The sequence below is a fragment of the Desulfonatronum zhilinae genome, from assembly GCF_900182865.1.
Classification (GTDB): domain Bacteria; phylum Desulfobacterota; class Desulfovibrionia; order Desulfovibrionales; family Desulfonatronaceae; genus Desulfonatronum; species Desulfonatronum lacustre.
Genome location: NZ_FXUJ01000019.1, coordinates 24,264 through 41,896, shown reverse-complemented (window position 1 = coordinate 41,896; position 17,633 = coordinate 24,264). Strand labels below are relative to the sequence as shown.

The following is a 17,633-nucleotide window of genomic DNA, read 5'->3' as shown; positions in this document are numbered from 1 at the left end:
GATTACGTCATCTTTTTGGACATGAGGTTCGATTTCGATCGCGATTTCGATTTCGATGCCGATTCAGATAACGGATGAGGATCGAGAAAAAATCTGCTCTGATTCATGAATATCCCTCCCGAAAAGTAACCCCGAACAGATCTGATCCAAGGATATGTCGAACCCACAAAAAAAAGCCCTGATCATGGGCATCTCCGGACAGGATGGGGCCTATTTAACCAAGCTGCTGCTGGACAAAGGCTACCAGGTTTTCGGTACGTCCCGGGACGTGCAGATGTCCTCGTTCGCGAATCTGCGGCGGCTGGACGTGCTGGACCGGGTCACGCTCTTCTCCGTGGCCGTGAATGATTTTCGCAGCGTGCTGCAGGCCATCATCCGCTCCGAGCCGGACGAAATTTACAATCTCGCCGGGCAGAGTTCCGTGGGACTGTCCTTTGAACAGCCCATGGAAACCTTCGAGAGCATCAGCGTCGGGGTGATCAATCTGTTGGAGGCGATTCGGTTCTTTGAACGACCGGTGCGGTTGTACAACGCCGGTTCCAGCGAATGCTTCGGGAACACCCAGGGGGTGCCCGCCAACGAAGAGACCCCGTACCGACCACGCAGTCCTTACGCCGTGGCCAAGTCCGCCGCGTTCTGGGAAGTGGCCAATTATCGCGAAGCCTACGGCCTCTACGCCTGCTCCGGAATCCTTTTCAACCACGAGTCCCCCCTGCGCCCGGAACGCTTCGTGACCCAGAAGATCGTGGCCGCGGCCTGCCGGATCGCCCGGGAGGGCGGCGGGGAATTGTCGTTGGGCAACATCGACGTCCAGCGGGACTGGGGCTGGGCCCCGGAGTACGTGGAGGCCATGTGGCTGATGCTCCAGCAGGACGCCCCGGACGACTACGTCATCGCCACCGGCCAAACCTTCAGCCTGGAAGACTTCGTGCGCATGGTTTTCGAGCGCCTGGACTTGGACTGGACCCGTCATGTGCGTACCAACCCCGAATTTATCCGTCCCACGGACATCATGATCAGCCGCGCCGACCCGACCAAGGCCGCGCGAGAGTTAGGGTGGCGGGCCAAGTTCGCCATGCCGGACGTGGCTCGGATGATGGTCGAGGCGAAGGTGAAGTAATGTCTGAAACCACCGATATCACCGCGGCGGGGATCTCCGTCGACGAACTCAATGCCAAGATCGACGCCGTATTGGCGGAAATGGGTGCGGATCAGGGCGATCCGATGATCAAGGCCTTGCAGGACGACATCGCTTTGCGCAGCTACCACGTGGAAGGCCTGGTCAACGAAGCGGCCCAGTGTTTCCCGTCCAGAACCGTGCTGCCGGCCAGGATGAGCCGGTTTCCCCTGAAGTACCTTGGATTTCTGCATCGCTTCATCCTGAGATTCTACGAGGTGCTGTTCCGGGAGCAGCGCGGGGTGAATCTGGCCCTGATCAAGGCCTTACGGGAGTCCATGGCCGTCAATCGCCAGCTCAACGAGCAGGTCCGGCGCGGACAGCACAAGCTGGCCGAGGTGCTGCGCGACATGCAGGTCCGGGCCGCGGCCCAGCAGGCCATGGTGGACCGCCTGGAACGCGAGTTGCGGGAATTGCGGGAACGGGGCTGACGCCGCCGGATAGTCCCGGCCACGTCGTCTCGACCATGCGTTCCCGGCCTGATCTTTCGTGGTCCGATCCGGACCGCGTCTCCTCATCACCTCATCGATCCGATTTCACCGTGCATACCACTTCCATAGAACGAACCATCGCCATCGTTATTCCCTGGTTCGGCAAGGACCTCAAGGGCGGGGCCGAACAGCAGGCCTGGCAGATGGCCACCCGGCTGGCGGCTCGGGGCCATCGCGTCGAGGTGCTGACCACCTGCGGTCGTTCATTTCAGGACCATTGGGCCGAGAATCATTACCCCGAAGGCATGAGCCGCGAAGATGGAGTGGTGATCCGGCGGTTTGCCTTGCGCCGGAGTTCCTTCCAGGATTTCAACGCATTGAACGGTCACTTGCTGCGCCTGGATCGGAACATGCTGAAGCCCGGAGTCAGTCCGGTGCCGGGCAATGCGTCCGAGGTTTTCGCCTCAGACAGCGTCAACGCCCAAGGGCTGCTGAACCATCTGCGCGGCCATGGTCAAAACTACGCCGCCGTGGTTTTTTTGCCCTATCTGTACGGGCCGATTTTGAACGGACTGCCGTTGGTGGCGGAGCGGGCCTTTCTGATGCCCTGCCTGCACGACGAGGCTTATGCTTATCTGTCTCAGGTGGAACGTATTTTTCGGCAGGCCAAGGGCATTCTGTACCTCTCCGCCGGAGAACAGGCCTTGGCCGAGCGGCTCTATGGCCCTGGGATCGTCTCCAAGGGCGTGCTGGTGGGCGCGGGGGTGGAACTGGTCGCTCCGCATGTCGGGTCGGACACGAATCGGATTCTGGATCAGGCGGGCGAGGCCTTCGTGCTCTGCCTGGGCCGGAGGGACCTGCATAAGAATACGAACTTTCTGGTTCAAGCCCACCAAGCCTATCGGTCCCGCCACCCGGAGTCCAGGTTGCGACTGGTTCTTGCCGGTCCGGGGGACCATCCCTACGACGACCGGGAACGCGGCGTGGTGGATCTGGGCTTGGTGAGCGAAGAGGATAAAGCCGTTCTCCTGGCCAAATGCCGCGCCTTGTTTCATCCCAGCGAAAACGAGAGCTATTCGCGGGTGATCATGGAGGCCTGGTTCAGTGAGCGACCGGTGGTGGCCCACGGACGCTGTCTGGCCACGGCCACGGTGGTCCGCCGCAGTGGCGGCGGCTGGCTGGCGGAGACCCTGGACCAATGGGCTGATTTGTTCGCGACCGTGGAGCAGGCGTCCGAAGCCGAGCTGAGCTCTCTGGGACGACTGGGCCAGGCCTATGCCCGGGAACACGCTTCCTGGGAGCGGGTGGTGGATCGCTATGAACAGGCATTGGGCCTGATTCCGACCTCGGCCCCTGCGCCGGGGCCGAAAACAAGCCGTCTCGAAGTGCGCTCCTCGGGCCGGTCGGTCCATCAGATCGTGGCCGGATTTCGCCTAGGCGACGCCATTTCCAACTATGCCCGAGCCATCCGTCAACAGCTCATTGCACGCGGATTCGCCTCGGAAATTTATCTGCCCGGCCAACACCTGGACTCCGCGGCCCGGCACTTGGCTCATCCTTTTCAGGATGGCTGCATCAAACCCGGCGACGGCCTGATCTACCACCATTCCATCGGTTCGGATCTGACGCCTTTTGCCGCTGACCATAACGGACCGAAATGCTTGATCTACCACAACGTCACCCCGGCGCACTTTTATGCGCCCTACAGCGATGCCCGGGTCGGTCTGCTGGAAGGTGGTCGAGCCGAACTGGGATCATTGGCGGACCGGTTTCCGCTCAGCGTCGGAGACTCCGCCTACAATGCCCAGGAACTGGCCCAGGCCGGATTTCGTGATCCGGGCGTATTGCCCTTGATCGTGGACCCCGGCCAGTGGAACAACTCTCCCGGGCCGACCCTGATGGCCCGGTTTCAGGACGGACGGACGAATATACTGTTTGTGGGACGACTGGCGCCGAACAAACGTCAGGACCAACTGATCAGGGCCTTTGCCGCGTACCGGACTCTGGATCCTTTTGCCCGGCTGATCCTGGCGGGCGGCTACGACCCGGCGGACCCTTATTATGTCAGCCTGACCTGGATGGTGGACAAGTTCGGCCTCAGAAACAACGTGCTGTTTCTGGGAAGCATTCCGGATGCGAGCTTGCAGTCCTGCTACCGCACGGCCCATCTGTTTTGGTCCATGAGCGAGCACGAGGGCTTTGGCGTGCCGCTGATCGAAGCCATGTGGTTCAATATCCCGGTGCTGGCTTTAGCCAGTTCCGCGGTCCCGGAAACCATGGGCGGCGCCGGAGCGCTGATTCATCGGGTGGAGAGCACTTCTCGGCTGGCCGCTTTGGCCCATGTGTTGATCCGTGACGACCAGGTCCGGCAACGTGTGATCCAGTCCCAACGGGAGCGTCGGGAAGCCTTCGTGGCCGAGAGGTTCCATGATCGATTTCAGCGGGTGTTGGATCGAATGGGGCTGGGCTGAACACGAGTACGATTTGATTTTATCTGATTATCGAACAGCTATGAAACAAGTTGAGTTGCCATCATGACGGAATTATCGGTTGTGGTGCCCTTGTACAACGAAGAGGGCAACGTGGCGGAACTGCACCGGGAGATCAAGGACGTTTGCGAAGCCAACGGGTATACGTATGAAATCATCCTGGTGGACGACGGGTCCGAGGATGAGACGCTGAAGCGGGCCAAGGAATGTTCGCCGGCGAAAATTGTTCGCTTTCGCCGCAACTTCGGGCAAACAGCCGCCTTCGACGCCGGGATCAAGCAGGCTCGATACCGGTATATCGTGACCATGGACGGCGACCGGCAGAACGACCCCCGGGACATCCCCCGGATGGTCGCCTATTTGGAAGAGCATGACTACGATGTGGTTTCGGGATGGCGCAAGAACCGCAAGGATAATTTTTCTAAACGGTTTTTTTCCAACGGGGCCAAAATGTTGCGGGACGTGCTGGTCAAGGACAGAATTCACGACAGCGGTTGCGCCCTGAAGGTCTATCGGCGGGAATGTTTCGAAAACATCAATCTGTTCGGCGAGATGCACCGCTTTATTCCGGCCCTGCTCAAGATCAAGGGCTTCACCGTGGGCGAGGTGGAGGTCAACCACCGGCCCCGGGTGGCCGGGGTTTCCAAGTACAACTGGAAGCGGGCCATGAAAGGCTTCGTGGACATGGTTTCCGTGTGGTTCTGGAACAAATATGCGGTCCGGCCCTTGCATCTGCTGGGCGGAGTCGGAATGGTCCTGTTGGGTATCGGAATGTTTTTCTCGTTGTATACGTTGATCTTGTTCCTGAAGGGGCAGAACCTCTCCAACACGGTCTGGCCGCTCTTGTCCGCCTTTTCCGTGATCACTGGATTGCAACTCTTTGTCAGCGGCCTCCTCGCGGACATGATGTCCAAGCTGTACTACGAGAAATCCAAGGATAAGTCCTATATTATTCGCGAAATCATCGAACGATAAGACTATCGGGAGCCAAATATCATGCGGATGGAAGACATATCGGCCCTGATCACGCCGGACGTTCTGCTTCCGGCCTTGGGCTTGGCGGCATTGCTCCTGCCCGGACTGATCGCCGTGGGGGCGGTGTTCGTGGCCGTGCTTACGGCGGTGACATACAGAAAATCGTCCAGAGTGTTCGCGGACAAGCTGGCCAAGCAGATGTCCGAGTTCGGGATGCTCGTGCTGGGCGTGTGGCTGTTGCTCGTTTCAGCGAGGTGGGGGCTCTGGATCAGCGAGATTTGGCCGGTGTCCGGAACCTTGCGACGGTTTTACCACCTCTTTTTCGACATCCCCGGGCACGTGAGCATGCTGGCTGTCCTGACGTCCATCATTACCGCCCGAGCCTGGAGGCGACACAAGAAAGGCTCTGCCGTGCACTTCGTGCTCGGCGGCATATCCTGCCTGACCTGGATGGTCGCCTTGATGCTGTTCATTACCGGCTGGCTGGAGAGCGGGCGCGTCGAGGGCATGGCCCAAAAGATGGATCCCGTTACCCTGCCGCTGCTGCTCATGAATCCCACGGCCTGGCTGATCTGGGCCCAAGGCCTGTTCTTGGCCATGGCCCTGGCCGGTGGGGCGGGACTGCTGTTCCTGGTGGCCCGGCGCAACAAGGAAGACTATGGACGGGACTACTACGCCTGGGCCGCGCGGACCTGCTCCGGCAGGGCCCTGAGTTCCGGCGTGGTCCAAGCCCTTTGGGGCGTGACGACGTTCATCGCCCTCAGCGTGCCCTGGGCCGATTTGGCGCTTCAGGGGCCGTCCTCTTGGCTTGCGACCGCCCTCGCGGCGGTATCCGGATCTTCGGCCCTCGCGGCTCTACTGGCGTTTCTGGTTTTATCCTTGCTGGCCTGGCTGAGCCTGATTCCGCTGATCAAAAGCCAGCATCCCATGCGCCTGAAAGGACTGATGCTGGCGCACATCCTGTTGATGCTGCCTGTTTTGACCGCTCTGGTCCTGACCTGCCAGCAATTTTTCACCGGAGCACCAACGTTTTCCCCGTAGCGGTTTTCCGGGGGAGCGGGCCCGCGAAGGCAGGTCAGGCGTCCAGTCCGGGAAGCCGCGCTCGCAATCCCCGGGTGACCTCGTTCAGGGCCGTTTCGATTTGCCGTAGCATGGGCTCCAGGGCTTGGGGGGAGCAGATGGTTTGGGTTTCGCGGAGGGTATGTTCCAGGGTTGCGGCGGCCTGGGAGAGGGGGACGGCGCTGATGTTGGCGGCCATGCCTTTCAGGGAGTGGGCCAGCAGGACGGATTGGGCGTAGTCACCCTGGAGCAGGGCTTGCCGGATCTGGTCGATTTTTCCGACGTTTTCCCGCAGAAACAGTCCAAATACTTCCTGGATCAGGTCTTCGTCGTGCATCAGTCGCTCCTGGAGCGACGGCATATCGATGCCGGGCAGGAGGGCCTCTCCGTCCGTCGGGACGGCTGGTGTCTTGAGATCCGGCGTGAGCGCGGTCATGGTCGCTGGGGATATTTGCCGTACGCCGTCCGGCGGCGTTTCCCGGCGCAGCCAGGTGTTCAGAATCTGGTAGAGCCCTTGTGGGTTGACGGGCTTGGCCAGGTGGTCGTCCATGCCCGCGTTCAGGCTGGCTTCCCGGTCCTGGCTCAGGGCGTGGGCGGTCATGGCGATGATCGGCACCCGGGGCTGTCCCTGTTCCGCTTCCCAGGCCCGGATGCGCCGCGCGGCTTCCAGTCCGTCCATCACCGGCATCTGAATGTCCATGAGCACGGCGTCGAATCGCTCCTGGGCATACAGTTCCAGGGCCTGCTCTCCGTTTTCAGCCACTTTGGCCTGGATCCCGAACCCCCGCAACATGCCCAGAGCCACTTCCTGGTTCAGTTTGTTGTCCTCGGTCAGCAGCACCTTGCGGCCATGCAGGGCGGAGTCCGAAAGGGCATGTTCCGTCAGATAGGCCCGCTGGCGTCGCAGGGCCAGCCCGGCCACCTGTTCCGCATCGGCCTGCTCCATCAGGACGGTGAAGGAAAAGGTGCTGCCCCGTCCCACCTCGCTGACGACGGCTATCTCTCCTCCCATCATCTCCACCAAGCGCTTGCATATGGACAATCCCAGTCCGGTCCCGCCGAAGCGCCGGGTGGTGGAGGTGTCGGCCTGGGAAAAGGGCTGAAACAGACGGCTGATCTGCTCCTGGGTCATGCCGATGCCCGTATCCTCAATCCTGAACCGCAGCTCACGGGAGCCTTCAATCTGGCCATCCGCACCGACATGGATGGTGATGCTCCCTTTTTCCGTGAACTTGACGGCATTGCTGGTCAGGTTGATCAGCACCTGATTCAGCCGCAACGGGTCGCCGAGCAGGGTCCGGGGAATATCGGGCTCCAGTTTGAAGTGCAGGTCCAGATCCTTGTCCTGGATCGCCCCGGAGATGATGGTCGCCAGGTTCTCCAGGACATCGTCCAGGGAGAACGGCGTCTTCTCCAGTTCCAGGCGATCGGCCTCGATGCGGGAGAAGTCCAGGATATCGTTCAGAACCGCCAGAAGAGACTGGGCCGAGCGGTCCACCTTGTGCAGATAGTCCCGCTGTTCGTGGGTCATGTTCGTTCGCAGGACCAGATGGGTCATGCCGATGACCGCGTTCAGCGGGGTGCGGATTTCATGGCTCATGTTGGCCAGAAAATCGCTCTTGGCCTTGTTCGCGGCCTCGGCCTGGTGCTTGGCCTCGGTCAGCCGTTCAATGAAGCGGCCTCGCGCGATGGCCATGCCGAAAATGTTGGCCAGTCGCTTCAGGATGCGCAGGTCTTGCCGGGTGTATTCCGTGGTGCTGTTGGCCACGGTGATTTCGCCCATCAGTTCGCCGTGGACCATTACGGGAACCGCCAGGAAATTCTGGATCGGGATGTGCCCCGCCGGGATGCCCGTTGAGCGGGCATCTTGCTTCGGATCATTGGTCAGCAGGGGTTTGCGGTGGTGCAGCACCCAGCCCCAAAGGCCGGAAAACTCCTTGAAGACGGAGGTCTTTTCCGGGATGTCGCATTCCGACCAGACGTCCCTGGACATGGAGTGGCTGTACATGAACCCGGTATCCGGGTCGATCAGCCCGGTAAAACCGTGGCGACTGCGGGTCAGTTTGCGGGACATTCTATAGACCCGGTAGGCCATGGCATCCAGGTCTTCGGAACGGAGCAGGGCCGTACCCAGGGCGGCGAAATTCTTTTCCTCGATCCGCCGTGCTTTCAACTCCACCTCCATCCGTTTGCGCTCGACCATGTTCCAGACCGAGTCCATGAGCAGGGAGAGCTGAAGCACATCGTTTTCCGAGTAGTCATGCGGCTTGTTGCCCACCCAGATCACCGCGACCACCAGCCCGTCCCGGATCACGGGCAGGGAGAGAAAACGGTGGATGCGCGGGCCGTCGGACAAGAATCCGGCTTGGAGGCGAGGGTCGTCGAGGTCGTTTTCCAGAACCGGACGGGCGAAGCGCACGGCGTCGGCCCAGACTCCGGCCTCGGCCAAGGACAAACGGGCCGGAATCGGGAGCGCGGCCTCGGGAATGCCTTCGGTGAGCGGGTTGGTATTGAGCACCAATTGGCGGGTTTCCTGGTCCAGAAGGTACAGACAGCCGGTGACGCTGCCGGTCAGGGCGACGGCCTGCTGCAGGACGAAATCCAGAAACGCTTCCGTGGAGTCGATGGGCGTTTCCAGGATGCGGACGACCTTGCGCAGCCGGGAGGCGTTTCTTTGCAGGGCTTTCTCGGCCTGCTTGCGGTCCGTGACGTCGGCCACGGTGAGCAGCAAATTGGTGGTTCCCTGCGCGGAGGTCTTCAAGACCGCGGCTTCCATGCGGACGGTGATGGCGGTATTCCGGCCCGCAACCGCCAGGCTGGCTTCCAGGATCTTGTTCTTCGGATTTTTGTACAAGGAGCGGTACCGGGCCAGGAAGGAGTCGGCGTCCCTGGGGTCCAGAAACTGGTTCAGGCCCGTGCCGATGATGCGGCTGGGTTCGCGTCCGACCATCGCGCTGAAGCGCCGGTTGACCTCGCGGATGATTCCGGCTTCGTTCAGGACCACGTATCCGATGGGCGCTTGATCGAACAGGCTTTGCAGACGGTCCCGTGAATGGGCCAGTTCGGTCTGGGCGAGCCGCAATTCCTCGTTTTGCTGTTCAAGTTCGGCCAGCAGCTCGCCGCGTTCCTCGACCAGTCGCATCGTATCTTCCGAACATTCAGATGTCCGGTCCGTCGGGTGTTCGGAGGCCGGGTCAGGCCGTTGATCAGTCCGGGAAGCCGCCGAAGGCTCAAGCAGCGACTGTTGTTCAGTGTTTTTCGTCATTTTAAAGCCACTCCGGGGGATCAGCAACTTTGGAGCGAATCCCTGTTCGAACCGGGTCCCAGCCACTTTTCGAGCATTTCAGCCAAGGCCTTGGGGTTCAGAGGTTTGGACAGATAATCGTTCATTCCGGTTTGCAGGCATTGGGTCCGGTCGCTGTCCAGGGCGTGGGCGGTCATGGCGATGATCGGGACAAGCGGGTTTTTGGGTTCTTCCGGACCGGAGACAGGGGGCCAGGAGCGGATGATCCGGGTGACCTCCAGACCGTCCAGCCCGGGCATCTGGATATCCATGAACACCAAGTCATACGCCTTGTGCTCCAGGATAGTCAGGGCTTCCTCGCCGTCATTGGCCAGGTCCGCATGGATATTCATTTTTTTTAAAATACCCAGGGCCACGCGCTGATTGACGATATTGTCCTCCACCACCAGCACCTTTGCGTTTTCCGGAACCCGGGGCAGGGCGAAACCGGAGCCCCCGACGTGCCGACAGCGTGGGGAACATTCGGAAGTGAGCAGGGAGGTCAAACATTCCAAAAGGGTGGACATTCGAATGGGCTTGTTGATGGAGGAGGCGAAGCCGAGTCCGCGGATACGATCCGTCGGAACGTGTCGGTCCAGGGGAAGCATGGCCAGCATGACGGTCTGAGGAAATCGTTCCGCTTCCTTGATCGGTCGTGGCTCCTGTCCTTCCGGCTCTTGTTCGCGTCCATCCTCCGACTCGGTCAGGGGCTGGCTGATCATGGCCAGCTTGAACGGGTCTCCGGAGGTGGCGGCCCGGGAGAGCAGTTCCAGGGCCTCGGAGCGGTTCCTGGCCTCCACCGGTCGAAACTTCCAATGGGTCAACCAACTCATCAGGAACTCGCGGACCGCGGAGTTCTGGTCCACGACCAGAATGCGGGCGTTCTGAAGGGCGTCCGGGGGCATGGCCGATGGCGAGGACTTTTCCGGAAGCTGGATACGGAAGGTGAACCAGAATTCCGATCCCTTTCCCGGGGTGCTGAACACACCGATTTCGCCGCCCATCAACTCGACCAATTGTTTGGAGATGACCAGGCCCAGCCCTGTTCCGCCGTACTTGCGGGACATGGAGGCGTCCACCTGGGAAAATTTGGTGAACAGGACGTCCAGTTTGTCCTCCGGGATGCCGATGCCCGTATCCCGGACCACGCCCTTGAGCAGGGCCTGGTCCGCGGCTTGCTCTTCCAGAACGATGCGCACCGAGACTTCTCCGGCGGCGGTGAACTTCAAGGCGTTGGAGGTGAGATTGGTCAGGATCTGACGGAGTCGTTTTTCGTCGCCGTGGAGGGTGGACGGTACGTCCGGGTCCGCGCCGCAGATGAACTCCACATGTTTTTCGTTGGCGTTCAGGGCCATCATGGCCGCGAATTCCTCCAGCATGTCGTGCAGGGAGAAGTCCATCCGGTCCAGCTCCATCTTCCCGGCCTCGATTTTGGAAAAATCCAGAATATCGTTGATCAGGCTCAGCAGGGTCAGGGCACTGGAACGGACCACCTCGGCCTGATAGCGCTGCTCTTCCTTCAGTTCGGAGTCCAACAACATTCCGGTCATTCCGACCACCCCGTTCAGAGGGGTCCGAATTTCGTGACTCATATTGGCCAGAAATTCGCTTTTGGCCGCGCTGGCCGCTTCGGCCGCATCCTTGGCCGCTTGCAGACTTCGGTTGGCCTCCCGAAGCTCGGCCTCGGTCTTGTTCAGCTTGATGTTCTGCTGGATGGCCGACTCGAAGGTGGACAGCAGCATGTCGATGATCTGGAAGCGATTCGAGTTCAGGGTGTAGTACTGCCCGGCGAAGAACACGTCCACGGAAACCTGGGCGATGCCGGCCTTGCGCAGCTCCATGTTGGTCAGGATGTGCTCCAGCCGACGCAGCAGCAATTCCTCGTCGTAGGGCTTGGTGATGAAGTTGTCCGCCCCGCACTGGATGCCTCGGATCACGTTGCGCGGGTCGGTCAGAGAGGTCAGCAGGACCACGGGAATGTCCTTGAGGTCCTCGTCGGCCTTGATCCGGGAACACAATTCGTAGCCGTCCAGGTTCGGCATCATGATGTCCGTGATCACCACCGTGGGACGAACGTGTCTGGCCAGTTCCAGCCCCTGGAGACCGTCGCGACCGACATGGACCACGTACCCGGCGTCTTCCAGGAGGCGTTGCAGGCGCATGGCCTGGGTCAGGCTGTCCTCGACGATCAGGATGTCGTTTCTGCGTTTCATGGGTTTTCCGGGGAGGTTGGGGTTCAACGGTTCAGCGTAAAACGGGGTCAATCGAAATCGCCATCGAAATCGTTACTGAGCATGTTTGAAGCCGATTTCGATCACGATTTCGATTTCGATTCGGGAACATGCGGGTATTGACTGCCAATCTGGTTCGCGGTTGCTTGCCTGGTTGGGTTGGGGTTTCAGGGTTTGGTTGCGCCTGCCAGGCTGACCAAGGTGGCCGCGATGTCCTGGGGGGGCAGGACGTGGGTGCAGGCGTCGAGTCTGAGGGCTTCTCCGGGCATGCCGTGGATCACCGAGGTGGCCCGGTCCTGGGCAAAGGTGATCCCCCCGGCGTCCTTGATCAGCTTCAGTTCCGCCGCACCGTCGCGGCCCATGCCCGTGAGCAGGATGCCGACTCCGTTCCGCCCGCAGGTTCGGGCCACGGAACGGAACAGACAGGAAACCGCCGGGCGCATGGCATGTTCCGGCGGGTCGGCGGAGAGCCGGGCGGTGGATCGGAAGCCGACCAGAAGATGCGTTCCCTCGGGGGCCACGTACACCTGGCCGGGAAGGAGTGGGAGGCCGTCTCCGGCCAGGTGCACCGGCAGGCGAATGGTTCCTCCCAGCCAGTCCACGAAGCCGCTGGTGAAGCCCGAGGCAATGTGCTGGACGACCAGAATGGGCGCGGGAAAGTCCGTGGGCAGGGCGGCGAGGAGTTGTTGAATGGCTGGAGGCCCGCCAGTGGATGCGCCCATGGCCACGACCTGGACGTTTCTGGCGGCCTCGTTCGATGCAGAGGGGGACGGAGCGGTTCGAGGATCGTCGCGAAACAGGCGGCGCAGACGGCGAACTTTGGCCAAGGCGGCCTGTTTGATGGATTTCAGCAGCTCTTCCCTGGAATCGGCATGGCCCGGATGTCCGATGCCGGCCGGTTTTTGGAGGATGCTCACGGCTCCGGCTTCCATGGCCTGAAACGTCCTGACCACCTCCCCCGGGCTCCAGAGCGAGCTGATGATCACGATGGGTACGGGATCGGTCTCCATGATCCGCCGCGTGGTCTCAAATCCGTCCATCTCCGGCATTTGGATGTCCATGGTGATCACGTCCGGGCGTTGTCGGCCCAGAAATTCCAGGGCTTGGCGTCCATTGTCCACCTTGCCGATGATTCGCAGTTCCGGGTCCGAGCCGATCAGGTGTTCGAGGTAGTCCCGGACGGACTTGGAATCGTCGACGATGAGCACCGTGGTCATGTGCCTCTGCTCCTTGGTTACCCGACCAGTCTGCGCAGCACGTCCAGCAGGTTGCTCTGATCGAAACTGCTTTTGACGATGTAGGCGTCCGCGCCCACGTCGATGCCGCGTTCCTTGTCCTCTCTGGATTCCAGGGAGGTGACCAGGACCACGGGGATATGGGCCGTTCGTTTGTCGGAGCGGATTCGCCCGGTCAGTTCGAAGCCGTTCATCCGCGGCATTTCCACATCCGATACCACAACGTCCGCCGGTTCGTCTCCCAGGAGGCTCCAGGCCGCGGCCCCGTCAACGGCGACCCGGACGGCGTACCCGGCCGCGGTGAGAATGTTTTTGAGCAGGGTCCTGGAGGTGATGGAATCCTCGGCCACCAGAACCCGGCGTGTTGCCGGCCTGTCCTGGAACGCGGCAAAGGCGGAACGGGAATGCGGGGCGGCCTGGACCGCGGAGCGCAGCAGATCGTTGACGTTGAGCACCGGAACGACCCGGCCCGAGCCGAGCACCGCCGCTCCGGAAACATTGCGCACCCTTTGCAATTGTCGGCCCAGCCCCTTGATCAGGATTTCCTGTTCATTGAGCACCTCGTCCACGGAAAAGGCCATGTGCCGTCGTCCGGCCTGAAGCAGGACAACGGAGAGGAAGCCGGATTCCGCCGTGACGGGGGGCGGCTCGGTCATTTCCAGAATCCGGCCCAGGCGGTAAAGCGGTACCGGAACGCCCCGAGGGGCAATGGTATCCCGCCCTTCAACGGTATAGACCGCGTCGCGAGCCACGCGCAGCGTGCTTTCCACATGCGCCGCCGGCAGGGCGAAAACCTGGTCGGATTCCCGGACCAGCAGGCCGCGGACTCCGGCCAGGAACATGGGCAGGGTGATGGTGAATTCGGTTCGGGCATGGATCCGGGACTGGATGAGGATGTCTCCGCCCAGGGCCTCCACCGCTTCCAGGACAATGGCCATGCCCAGTCCGCGACCGGAAATGTCCGTGATGATTCCGCTGGTGGAAACCCCGGAGCGCAGGATCAGCTTCAGGGATGCCTGGTCGTCCAGGGACCGGGCTTCCTCCGGGGTGATCAATCCACGTTTCAGGGCGCTCTTGCGAACCTTTTCCGGATCAATGCCCGAGCCGTCGTCCGCAATCACGATCCGCAGCAGGTTGCCATGGGCCTGGGAGAATTCCAGGCTCACGGTTCCGGTGGTCGGCTTGCCCCGTTCCCGGCGTCGGTCCGGAGGTTCCAGGCCGTGGTCGATGCAGTTGCGGACCAAGTGGATCAGCGGGTCCTTGATTCGTTCCAGGATGCGCTTGTCCACCTCGATTTCCGCACCAAAGACATTCAGTACGGCTTCCTTGCCCTGGCTCCGGGCGATGTTGCGCACGGTCCGGGGCAGGGCCGCGGTGAGGGTGGCCGCTGGAAGCATCAGCACGGACTTGGTGCTTTCCAGCAGGTCGGTGATGAGCAGGCCGGCGCCGTGGGTTTGGGCGCTCAGAGCCGAACGCATGGCCTCCAGCCGTTCCTCCAGGACCGGCAATGGAGACTGGTTCCAGTCCCAGCCCTGGACCACGGCGGATATGTCCTTGATTGTCGCCGCGGCCTCAGCCTGATCTTGTTTTCGGACGGTCCGTCTGGCCTTGTCCTCCAATTGCCGCCAGTGGCGCTTCCATGGGCCGAACAGGGCCAGCAGGTCCGTAAGCTCCTGAGTGCGTTGCTCCAAGGCCAGTTTGATGGAAACCAACTCCTCGGCCCGCAACAGAATGGCATCCAGCCGACCGGCGGAAACCCGAATGATCTCCGCGCCCGGATCCGCAACGGCTTCCAAGGCGGGCGCGGCACAGCTCTGGGCCGTGGGCGTTTCCGACTGCTCCGTCGGCCCGGGTTCCGGCGGTTCAGGTTCCAGGGGGCCGGGGCGTGGTGGCGGACCCTGTTCCGGAACTACGGCATTGGTTTGTGAGTCCGGGGGAATACCTTTTCCGGCCAGTCCGGTTTCATCGCCTGAAGGTCGCTCCGGTGCGGATATCCTTGCTTCCCCTGGGTGCTGGAATGGGTCGCTTTCCAACGGCCTTGGTTTGGAAAGATAGGGCTTGGGGACTATTCGTTTCCGGGCGCGGGCTGAAGGAACCAGGCGGGCTTCCTGGCCGACGATCCGGTCCAGGGCCGCGAGGACGTCCCGGTCAGCAACGCATTCCGGCGCATCCGGCGCGGCGAGGATTTTGGCCACGGCGTCCGCGGTGCGTTGCAGCGTATCGTAGTCCTGGGGTTGCAGGACCAGTTTGTCGTTGCGCAGGGCCAGGAAAATATTTTCCAGGGCGTGACAAACCTCGCCGACCCCTTGCATGTCCACGGTATGGGCCGCTCCCTTCAGACTGTGGGCCGAGCGAAAGACCTCCTCGACGATCTGCTTGCTCCGGCCGGGATCATCCCCCCGCTCCAGGTCAACCAGTCCGCGAACAATAGTCTGAAGGTATTCCTCGGCCTCCAGGGCAAAGGTCTTGCGCAGCTCGCGCAGGAATTCGGCGTCGGACAGGGGCATAATGATTCAACGGTTCAAGGGTTCAGGGGTTTAGTGGTTCAGAGGTTTTAGCTAAGGTTCACGGTTCAGAGGTTGAACAATCGCGCTGCCACCAACCGCTGAACCGTGAACCCCTGTACCTCATATCTTGTACTTCCCAATCAACTCTCCCAGCTTGGTCCCCATGTCCCGCAAGCCGCGGGCCGCGGCTTCCAGTTGGCGCATGGCGGCTACGTTCTGGTTCCCGGCTTCCTTGATGTTGACCATGGCCTGGGAGACCTGGTCCATGCCCAGGAGCTGCTCTTTGTTGGCCGCGGCGATCTGGGCGGCGGACTGCACGGATTCGGTGAAGGTCTTGTTCAGGGTCTGGATGGCCGTGGTGGCTTCCCGAGCCTCCCGGACCCCCTGGTCCACGGCCTTGCCGCCCTGTTCCGTGGCCATGACCGCGGCGGCGGTGGCTTTCTGGATGTCATTGAGAATTGCCCGAACCTTGCGCGTGGACTGCTTGGATTGTTCGGCCAGGCTGCGGATTTCCTGGGCCACAACGGCGAAACCACGCCCGGCTTCCCCGGCCCGGGCCGCCTCCACCGCGGCGTTGACCGCCAGGAGGTTGGACTGTTCCGCGATATCGTCCACGCTGGCGGTGATTTCCCCGATGGCCTGGGTCTGGTCGCTGAGTTTCATGATGGTTTCGGCGATGGAGGTCATCTGGTCATTGATGCGATGCATGCCTTGGGCCAGGGTTTCGGTGGTCTGCTGGCCGGCCTGGGCGGTCCGCAGACCCTGCTGGGCGTTCTCGGCCACGTCCCGGGCTTTTTCGGTGGTGATCCGGGCGGTCTGCTTGACTTCCTCCACCGTGGCCACGGTTTCGGTCACTGCGGCGGCGCTTTCCTGGGCGCTGGAAGTGACCTGGGTGACCGAGGCGGAAATCTGCCCGGCCGAAGCGCCCAGGGTGGTGGAAACTTCGGCGATGTCCCGCAACTGGGAGCGAAAGGCCGTGCTCATGTCGTGCAGGGCCCGGGCCAGTACGCCGATTTCATCCCGGCGATGACGCAGCTTTTCCGGAACTTCCTTGCGCAGATCCCCGGCGCTGATTTCCTTGAGCAGGTTCACTCCGGTGGCAATAGGTCCGGAAACGCCGCGAGTGATAGACACGGCCAGGAACACCCCCAGGAGCAGTCCCAGGACCATGGCGATCAGGCTCAGAGCGCGCAACAGGGTACTTTGGGCTTCGGCTTCCCGCAGCGTCTGTCCGGCCATGTCCATGTTCAGGGCGACCAGTTGGTCAAGAATGGCCAGAGCGGCTTCCTGGCGTTCGGTCAGCGGGCCGAGGAGCTGGACACGGGCATGTTCCAGGAGTTGGGCCGAGTGGTTGGCAATGGCCAGCATTTCCGCGAATTGACTGAAAACTTCATCCTTGGCCGGAATCATGTCGTGGAGATACAGGGTTTCGGCCTGAACCTGACGGCCCTGATCCACCGCCTGCCTGATCCGTCCAACGGTTTTATGGAAGCGATTATGCGGGCCGACAAAGGCCCGCAGCAGTTCGGTGAGTTTCTGGTTGTCGGAGCGGAAGGTCGGAAGCCACTGCCCGAAATTGCAGGCCGTCGGGTCATCACCCCCGGAAAACTCGTTTTCGCGGTAGATCAAGTGCAGAATCTGCTGGACCAGAATATAGTGGTCCTTCATGAACCGTTCGATCTGGCGGGTAACTTCCCTGGGACCTTCGATGCCCTGGATGTCGAATTCCCGGCTGCGTTCCAGAAAGGTGGCGCTTTCGACCTGCCAGGCCTCCCAGGCCGTGGAAAAGGAGCGCCACAGCTCGGCATTCTTCGGGGAGTGCTCCAACTCTTCGTAGATATTCCGGGCCGTGTGCAGGCGCTGGTTCATCCGCTCCATCTCCTGATACTGGAGCTGCCGGGTCTGGATGGGGACTCCATGTATGCCCAGGATACGCTGTGCACTGCGGATTCGTTCGGCCTCGACCTTGATTTCCTGCAGACTGGAGACGCCGGGCAACCGGGCCGAACCAATTTCCAGCACGGCCTGTTCGGTTTTGGAAATGCCATAATAACCCACCAGCCCTAAAATCACGGCGATGCCCACCACCAGGCCGAAGCCCCAGCCAAGTTTGTTTCCAATGCTCAGGTTTGCCATATCCAGCATGATGTGCTCCGAGGGTCGAAGGATAGTGGAATTCAGAAGTCAGGAGTCAGGAGTCAGGATTTGGCCTTGTATACCATCACACACCAGTCGGCCATCAGCGC

At 61.4% G+C, this 17,633-nt stretch carries 10 protein-coding genes; 5 read left to right on the top strand and 5 right to left on the bottom strand.

All coding sequences use genetic code 11. The features are described from left to right. The first annotated feature begins 154 nt into the window (after positions 1–154). From AC559A_RS14360 to AC559A_RS14340, 5 genes are all read left to right on the top strand, one after another. Positions 155–1,120: a GDP-mannose 4,6-dehydratase gene (locus AC559A_RS14360; RefSeq protein ID WP_028571674.1), complete on the top strand. Its 966-nt coding sequence runs from the start codon at positions 155–157 to the stop codon at positions 1,118–1,120. Continuing rightward, the gene (locus AC559A_RS14355; RefSeq protein ID WP_498818435.1) at positions 1,120–1,608 is read left to right on the top strand and encodes a hypothetical protein; all 489 of its coding nucleotides are present in this window, start codon (positions 1,120–1,122) and stop codon (positions 1,606–1,608) included. The genes AC559A_RS14360 and AC559A_RS14355 overlap by 1 nt, the downstream gene beginning before the upstream one ends. A gap of 110 nt (positions 1,609–1,718) precedes the next feature. Continuing rightward, entirely contained in the window at positions 1,719–4,079 is a 2,361-nt protein-coding gene (locus tag AC559A_RS14350; RefSeq protein ID WP_498818434.1) for a glycosyltransferase family 4 protein, read from the top strand. A gap of 63 nt (positions 4,080–4,142) precedes the next feature. Beyond that, complete coding sequence (locus AC559A_RS14345; RefSeq protein ID WP_028571671.1) at positions 4,143–5,072, top strand: glycosyltransferase; 930 nt, start codon at positions 4,143–4,145, stop codon at positions 5,070–5,072. A gap of 21 nt (positions 5,073–5,093) precedes the next feature. After that, positions 5,094–6,113, top strand: a complete 1,020-nt coding sequence (locus tag AC559A_RS14340; RefSeq protein ID WP_498818433.1) for a hypothetical protein — start codon at positions 5,094–5,096, stop codon at positions 6,111–6,113. A 34-nt stretch (positions 6,114–6,147) separates the two neighbouring features. Here AC559A_RS14340 and AC559A_RS14335 read toward each other — a convergent pair whose 3' ends face one another. From AC559A_RS14335 to AC559A_RS14315, 5 genes are all read right to left on the bottom strand, one after another. Next, entirely contained in the window at positions 6,148–9,396 is a 3,249-nt protein-coding gene (locus AC559A_RS14335) for a PAS domain-containing hybrid sensor histidine kinase/response regulator (RefSeq protein WP_498818432.1), read from the bottom strand. A gap of 20 nt (positions 9,397–9,416) precedes the next feature. Continuing rightward, entirely contained in the window at positions 9,417–11,627 is a 2,211-nt protein-coding gene (locus AC559A_RS14330; protein ID WP_498818431.1) for a response regulator, read from the bottom strand. Between the two features lie 185 nt (positions 11,628–11,812). Further along, the gene (cheB, locus tag AC559A_RS14325) at positions 11,813–12,862 is read right to left on the bottom strand and encodes a chemotaxis-specific protein-glutamate methyltransferase CheB (protein ID WP_498818430.1); all 1,050 of its coding nucleotides are present in this window, start codon (positions 12,860–12,862) and stop codon (positions 11,813–11,815) included. 17 nt (positions 12,863–12,879) lie between these two features. After that, a complete protein-coding gene (locus AC559A_RS14320; RefSeq protein ID WP_498818429.1) occupies positions 12,880–15,387 on the bottom strand; it encodes a hybrid sensor histidine kinase/response regulator in 2,508 nt (835 codons plus the stop codon). 120 nt (positions 15,388–15,507) lie between these two features. Then, positions 15,508–17,532, bottom strand: coding sequence for a methyl-accepting chemotaxis protein (locus tag AC559A_RS14315; protein WP_498818428.1), 2,025 nt, complete (start codon positions 17,530–17,532; stop codon positions 15,508–15,510). Between the last annotated feature and the right edge of the window lie 101 nt (positions 17,533–17,633).

Excerpts from the sequence above, each read along its gene's own strand:
- AC559A_RS14360 (WP_028571674.1), top strand. The coding sequence starts at position 155 with ATGTCGAACCCACAAAAAAAAGCCCTGATCATGGGCATCTCCGGACAG.
- AC559A_RS14355 (WP_498818435.1), top strand. The coding sequence starts at position 1,120 with ATGTCTGAAACCACCGATATCACCGCGGCGGGGATCTCCGTCGACGAA.
- AC559A_RS14345 (WP_028571671.1), top strand. The coding sequence starts at position 4,143 with ATGACGGAATTATCGGTTGTGGTGCCCTTGTACAACGAAGAGGGCAAC.
- AC559A_RS14340 (WP_498818433.1), top strand. The coding sequence starts at position 5,094 with ATGCGGATGGAAGACATATCGGCCCTGATCACGCCGGACGTTCTGCTT.
- AC559A_RS14335 (WP_498818432.1), bottom strand. The coding sequence starts at position 9,396 with ATGACGAAAAACACTGAACAACAGTCGCTGCTTGAGCCTTCGGCGGCT.
- AC559A_RS14330 (WP_498818431.1), bottom strand. The coding sequence starts at position 11,627 with ATGAAACGCAGAAACGACATCCTGATCGTCGAGGACAGCCTGACCCAG.
- cheB (WP_498818430.1), bottom strand. The coding sequence starts at position 12,862 with ATGACCACGGTGCTCATCGTCGACGATTCCAAGTCCGTCCGGGACTAC.
- AC559A_RS14320 (WP_498818429.1), bottom strand. The coding sequence starts at position 15,387 with ATGCCCCTGTCCGACGCCGAATTCCTGCGCGAGCTGCGCAAGACCTTT.
- AC559A_RS14315 (WP_498818428.1), bottom strand. The coding sequence starts at position 17,532 with ATGCTGGATATGGCAAACCTGAGCATTGGAAACAAACTTGGCTGGGGC.